Source organism: Bacteroidia bacterium (assembly GCA_025056095.1).
In the GTDB taxonomy this organism is placed as follows: domain Bacteria; phylum Bacteroidota; class Bacteroidia; order JANWVE01; family JANWVE01; genus JANWVE01.
The window spans coordinates 1-6,514 of the sequence record JANWVW010000161.1 but is presented as its reverse complement, the minus strand read 5'-3'; the positions used below and the strand labels follow the sequence as shown (position 1 = coordinate 6,514).

At 36.9% G+C, this 6,514-nt stretch carries 6 protein-coding genes; 1 reads left to right on the top strand and 5 read right to left on the bottom strand.

Annotation, left to right across the window (positions count from 1 at the left end; translation table 11 throughout):
• From NZ519_10705 to NZ519_10690, 4 genes are all read right to left on the bottom strand, one after another.
• Nucleotides 1-208: hypothetical protein (locus tag NZ519_10705; protein MCS7029219.1), on the bottom strand; the 208-nt coding region annotated here is incomplete at its 3' end.
• Nucleotides 209-251: 43 nt separating this feature from the next.
• Nucleotides 252-776, bottom strand: coding sequence for an OmpH family outer membrane protein (locus tag NZ519_10700; protein ID MCS7029218.1), 525 nt, complete (start codon nt 774-776; stop codon nt 252-254).
• 8 nt (nt 777-784) lie between these two features.
• The gene (gene bamA / locus NZ519_10695) at nt 785-3,271 is read right to left on the bottom strand and encodes an outer membrane protein assembly factor BamA (GenBank protein MCS7029217.1); all 2,487 of its coding nucleotides are present in this window, start codon (nt 3,269-3,271) and stop codon (nt 785-787) included.
• Between the two features lie 241 nt (nt 3,272-3,512).
• Nucleotides 3,513-4,577: an endonuclease/exonuclease/phosphatase family protein gene (locus NZ519_10690; protein MCS7029216.1), complete on the bottom strand. Its 1,065-nt coding sequence runs from the start codon at nt 4,575-4,577 to the stop codon at nt 3,513-3,515.
• 42 nt (nt 4,578-4,619) lie between these two features.
• On the opposite strand from NZ519_10690, the gene NZ519_10685 reads away from it, so the two are divergent.
• The gene (locus tag NZ519_10685) at nt 4,620-4,877 is read left to right on the top strand and encodes a twin-arginine translocase TatA/TatE family subunit (GenBank protein ID MCS7029215.1); all 258 of its coding nucleotides are present in this window, start codon (nt 4,620-4,622) and stop codon (nt 4,875-4,877) included.
• Here NZ519_10685 and NZ519_10680 read toward each other — a convergent pair whose 3' ends face one another.
• Nucleotides 4,878-6,335, bottom strand: coding sequence for a tetratricopeptide repeat protein (locus NZ519_10680; protein ID MCS7029214.1), 1,458 nt, complete (start codon nt 6,333-6,335; stop codon nt 4,878-4,880). It lies immediately after the preceding gene.
• Between the last annotated feature and the right edge of the window lie 179 nt (nt 6,336-6,514).

Here is a 6,514-nt window from a genome sequence, read left to right as displayed (position 1 = left end):
CTTGTTTGAGCTTGAAGTACAAGTACTTACAAGCTAAAACTTGGTATATGAAACAAAGAAACGATGGATTCAGAGATCCTTTGCGTGAGGCATGCGGAGGGTGGGCGTTAGCCCAGTGCGTAGCGCAGCGCAGCACCGAAGCGATAGCGTAGCCCGTAGCACGCCGACCGTGTGGGCATGAGCGCAAGCGAAATGCCCACACGGGCACGCCCAAAAAATTAAAAATTAACTTTAATGGCTAAGAAATTCAGCTACTTAGTACCTAATTTAGCCGCAACAGCATCTGTGATATTGTGTCTATTATTCGTATAGATAATGCTTGAATTGCCAGATAAATCTAAAATAATGTCATATCCCTTCTCATCAGCTACTGCTTTGATAGCATCGTAAAGTTTGTCTTGTAAAGGCTTAATCTTTTCTTGTCTTTGCATGAATAACTCACCATTTGAACCGAATTTTTTAGCAAAAAATTCTTTGGCTTCTTTTTCTTTGGCTGCAATTTCATCTTGCTTTTTCTTTTTAAGTTCAGGAGTTAATAGGGGCTCTTCGGTGCGATAAGCTTCAAATAGCTTATCTATCTCTTTGCGTTTAGCTTCTAATTCATTTTTCCATTGTTTAGAAAGCGCATCTATGCTGTTCTGAATATCTTTATATTCAGGCAAACGCTCTAAAAGTCCTTGGGCGTCTACGTAGCCTATTTTTTGGGCAAAACTACTGTGAACGAATACTAACCCAAGTAAAGATATTACTGTGATATATTTTGCAATGTACCGCATATCCAAAATTAAAAAGTTTGTCCAATTGAAAAATGAAACTGGCTGCGCTGCATCCCCGGTGAAATAAATACATCATCGAATCGATAGCCCCAATCTAGCCCTAACTGACCAAACATAGGTAAGAATACCCTCACTCCAAACCCTCCTGAGCGATAGACCTCAAAAGGGTTGAACGAGCTAATTCTATTCCAATTATTCCCTGCTTCCAAAAAGCTAAGTACATAGAGCGTAGCCGTAGGTTGCAAACTAATTGGATAGCGCAGTTCCAAAGTGAATTTATCATAAATTATGCCACCTTGAATACTTAAATCCGAACCTTGGGCATATATGCTACCATTAGAATATCCTCTCAATCCGATAATTTCCCTACCATCAAGGTTAAATCCTGTAATACCATCTCCACCAACAAAAAATCGCTGCACTACGGGGATACCATTTTTAATATTGTACCAACCTAAGAATCCAAATCGTGCTTTGGGGGCTAAAACTAGATTGTCTACTATTTTTATATACCAAGAAAAATCAAACTTCCACTTATGATACTCTGCCCATTTGAAGCGCTGCTCTGCGGTAGTTTTACCTGTGAGAATAGAAAACGGTGGAGTAAGATCTAAACTGAAAGCAACTAATGAACCTGAACGTGGATAAATAGGCTGGTCAATTGAATTACGGCTAATCGTTTGCTTGAAGCTCAATAAGTTTATCCGCCCTGTATTGATCCCAAAAAAACCGCCTGCATTTTTAAGATTAAACAGTTGGTAGCTAACAGCTGCATTATATACAAAAAAGTTATCAGGAACTTTTAACCTGCGCCCAAAATCTACTGCATTTCCCCAAATTTTGATAAAGAAAGGGTCTTGGTTTCTAAAATTCTGTTGCACAGAGTAGTACGTAGTAACCGTAAGATTATTAGGCTGTCTTCCCCCCAACCAAGGTTCTGTAAAAGATAAAGAATAGCTTTGAAAAGGTCTACCATTAGCTTGTACATTGATAGATAATCGCTGTAAATCGCCCGAAGGAATAGGCTGCCAGGACTCAGCCTTAAAAAATTTTTTCGTAGAAAGATTATTGAGGATAAGCGCCACTGTGCCTACTACTCCCAGCTGTCCTCCCCAACCACCTTGCAGTTGTATTTGGTCCGAAGGGCGCTCCTCTACCTTGTATATGATATCTACCGTTCCCTTGTCAGGGTCAGGAACAGGAACAGGATTAATTTTTTCAGGATTGAATACTCCTAAATTAGCTAACTCTCTTTGGCTACGTATCAAATCAGAACGAGAGAACTTTTGCCCAGGTTGAGTAAAAAGTTCCCTGATGATTACTCTGTCATTTGTTTTGGTATTTCCTTCAATACTAACATTAGCAATTTCTGCTTGCGTACCTTCAAATACTCTCATTTCAATATCAATCGAATCACCCTCTACTTTTACCTCAATAGGTTCAACGTTAAAAAATAAATAGCCGTCATCCATGTATAATGAACTAATATCCGTACCATTGGGATTGTAATTTAGCTTCTCTTCTAAAAGCTTTCTATCATATACATCGCCTTTCTTTATTTTGAGAATAGCATTTAAGGTAGAATCGCTGTACTTGTAGTTGCCTACCCAAGTGATATTTCTAAAATAGTATTTACGCCCTTCATACACAGTAAAAACAATTCCTACATGCTTTTCATCAATCGTATAAACGCTATCTTTTAAGACTTTGGCATCTCTAAAACCGCGAGTATTGTAAAATTCCTCTATTCGCCCATAATCGTTTTTAAGTTCATCAGGTTTGAACTTAGTATTAGATAAAAATGAAAAAAAGCCTTGTTGGGATTTGTTCTTTATTTTTCTACGAAGTTTAGAGTGTTTGATAGAATCTGCATGCAAAAAAATAACTTCTTTTACTCGTACCCTTTTACCTTTCTTGATGCTAATAATCATTTTTTCGCTATTACGCAAAATAGAATCAGGTTGCAGCGTAACTTTAATTTGTACATTCATAAAACCTTTTTCGTGATAGAATTTTTCTATTTTTCTGTGAACCATGTCTAATTTAGCAGGTGTAATTACTGTACCTCTTGACAAACCCAATTTCTCTTTCAAATCATCTTGGTCAGACTTGCTAATTCCTTTGAAAGTATATCTAGACAGACGAGTTTGTTCTTTTACCTTGTAGGTCAAGTAGATAGTACCAGGACTTGCGAAGGTGGGCGGCGTAAATTGTTCCGCTTCTATTTTGATGTCGGAAAAGAGTTCAGCTTTCCACATAGCTCTCATAGCATCTACTATTTCTAGTCCGTAGGGCAAAGTAATTTCATCTCCAATATCTATTTTGGCTAATCTGATCAGCTCTTCTTTATTCGCTAATTGTGTACCTTCTACGGCAATTCCTAATACTTTGTACTTACCTGGCACTAGTTGTGTGCTTTGACTTTTTTTCTCTACTTTGAATTTACCTGCGAGTCCAATCTGTCCTAGAGCAAAATAGCTAATTCCTATGCTCAACAGAATCAAAAAAGACTTCATACTTTCTTTTATTTTGCAAAAGTAGCAAATATTTTGCTTGAAGCTTTTGTAATAAGCGCATTTTGTTTTAGACCAGGGTTAGATTTTAATTTTTTTGGCATGTCCTTGTGGGCTTTTGTCCACAAGAGCGGTGTGCTTCGGGCTACATGCGCAATACCCAGCCCCTTGTTGCGTCAGCAAGGGGCACGTCAAATATTTTTGAAGTAACCTGATAATAAATTCAAACTAAGTACATGTAACTCACTACCATACTATGGTCAGAGTATGGAGTTTTGTAGGTAAAAGTTTGTGCGGGCTTGAGTCTTCTGTCAGAAAAAATGTAATCTATCCGAAGAGGATACTTATCAAAAGTATAGCCCAATCCTTTACCTGACATAATGAAATTATCTTGCAAATCTCTCGTCATCTTCCAATACAAATGTGAATAAGGAGTGCTATTAAAATCCCCCGCTACAACAACAGGATGTTGACAAGATCGTATAGATTGTAATAGTAACTCTAATTGATACGTCCGCTTAATGGAACTTTTGATAAGCTGCTGTAACAAATAACGCCTTTTGTCAGGTGTATCATATTTGATTTTTCCTATTTCATGCTCATATTTTGGATTGTACATAAGATTGATAGACTGCAAATGAACGTTATAAACTCGCAGTTTAGTGTTTTTATATATAATATCAACGTACATCATGCCATTTATGCCGTTACTCTTAAAGGGAATAGTCCCTTTTTGAATAATAGGATATTTTGACAGTATCGCTAAGCCAAAATTTTCCTGAATACGGGGATAAAAAAACAAATACGGCAAATGAGCTGATCTTTGTAAGTACTGCAAAGGATTGGGAAAATTATAGGTTGAATTATATATACGCTTATAGTCCCATACTTCTTGCAAGCAAACAATGTCCGCTTGCTGCGCGGCAATTTCTTCAAGTAGTGCTTCTGTGCCTAGCTCAAAGTTTTTTACATTGTATGTTACTACTTTCAAAGCTTGGTCAACTGTTTTTTCTGAAAACCTAAAAGCATAAGTAACCCTATAATTCCGTATCCCTACTACTTGCAGCAATAAAAACACAAGCATCCAAGTAGTTTGCTTTTGCAATGCCGCCCATATCAAAATTATCCAAGCTCCCAACTGAATGTACCAAACCACCAAAGAAAACAAATAAAAAATACTTCCCTGTAAAGGACTGATGTATTGACTTACGTAAGAAAATGCAACTAAAATACTTACTGATGCATAAATAAAATGAGCTACAAAACAAAGCCACTTTTTACGTGCCATTTTTACAGGCAAATATTGAGAAATATTTTGTACTTTTGCTGTATGAGTTTGTTGTTTCTTAACTTGGGCGGAGGTGAAATAATTCTCATCTTATTGGTCATTTTGATATTTTTTGGAGCAAAGAAAATTCCCGAACTAGCCCGAGGATTAGGTCAAGGCATGAGAGAGTTCAGAAAAGCTTCCCAAGAAATTCAAGAAAATATTGAAAACGCAGGCAACTCTTTACCTGAAAACAAACCCGCAGAACCAAAAAAAAATACTAACAACAACAATGTAGAAGATGCAAAAATTGTAGAGTAGCTATTCCTTCACTCTTTGTAGCGCAGCTTTTGTCCTTCTTTCTAAACTGTTGCGGTATTCATAATTTTGATAGCTCAAAGCCTTTTGATAGCATGCTCTAGCATCGGATGTATTTTTTTGTAGTTCATAGATGGTTCCCATATAATACCAAGAAAAAGCTTCCATCCAAGAAGTTGGGCTAAGTCGTATTTGTGTAGCCTTTTTATAGTAAAGCAAAGCTTTGTCCCAATTTTTCTGTGCATGATATATTCTTGCCATGCGGTAGTACCATTCTAATTGCTCAAAAGAGGAATAGTACGAGAGTATTTTTTCATAAAACGCTATTTGTCGGATAGCCTGCTCATAGTATCCACCATCTGTATAGTTACGAGCTATGCGCAAATTTCTTTCAATGCTATTGAGAGGTCTTTTAAGCAGTTGATGGGCGTATTTTTGGGCTTGTTTATCTTCTTCTTGGTCAATACCAGTTAGTAACACACATTTTTGATAATACTTGACAGCATCTGTGCGGTAACCTTGAAGTTCATAGCACAAACCTATTTTGAAATAGCTATCTGCTTGAAATACATTATTTTGAACTTTTTCTATGTAAGATTGATAGTGCATAGCTGCTTGCTCAAAGTTATTTTGATGTAAGGCATACTCTGCCATCAAGTATTCTGTAAAAGCAAATTGAAAGTATTCTGCATTTTGGTTAAGCCTTTTGAGATTTTCAATTATGTATGCTCCTGCTTCATCTTGATTGAGCTTGGTGCATATCAGGGCGCAAACCGCAGCAATAAAAGGACTTTCGGGATAGTTTAGAGGCATTTGAGTGGCAATTTTAAAGGCTTTTTCACGCTTAAAAAATATATTCACGCATAAATATGCGTAAGCTAACTGCGCTTCTACTTGTTGGAGGTTACTTTTTTCAATACAAAGCAATAGTTCTTTTTCGCCTTGTGGAATAGTACCTTTTAATCCTAATGCATGTACTATCCAAGCATATTCTTGAGGAATGTTACCGATAGCAGTGTGCAAAATACCTAAAGTTTTGTAAGGTTCATAAAAGTGAGGAAATTTTTTTACACAATCTACTAACTTTTGATATCCTGTCCTTACTTTTCGTATAGCAGACCAATAATTTTTTTGTTGAATGTAGAGTATTGCCATTTCACAGTCCATTTCGCCTATTAAGTACTCTTTGTATGGGCTGCTTTCAGGAAGTTTTTCGCAATAGTATTGGACGTTTTCGTAGTAGTATTTGACTTTATGCTCATATCTTTGAGGATGAACTAACAAACATTGAATTACATAGCTATGAAATACAATATATTCTGCGATAGCTTTGTCTTCGGGAGTGTTTTTGATATATGGCAAAAATTGGTACAAGCGTTGGTATTGCATGTTTATCAAAAAAGTGTGTGCATCTTGCCAGGACAGAGATTGAGAGTAGGTCATGCATAAGTTCAATGCCATGAAAAGGCTTAAAAACAACGAAGGAATAATCTGCATTTTTGGAAAGGTTCTACAAAATTAAGTATTGGCTTGATGGTTTTTACAAAAGAGGTAATGATTTTAATTTTTTGGGCGTGCCCCTTGCTGCGCAAGGGTCGGGGCATTCCGCACTACGCTTCGCTTCGGTGCTTCGCTAACGC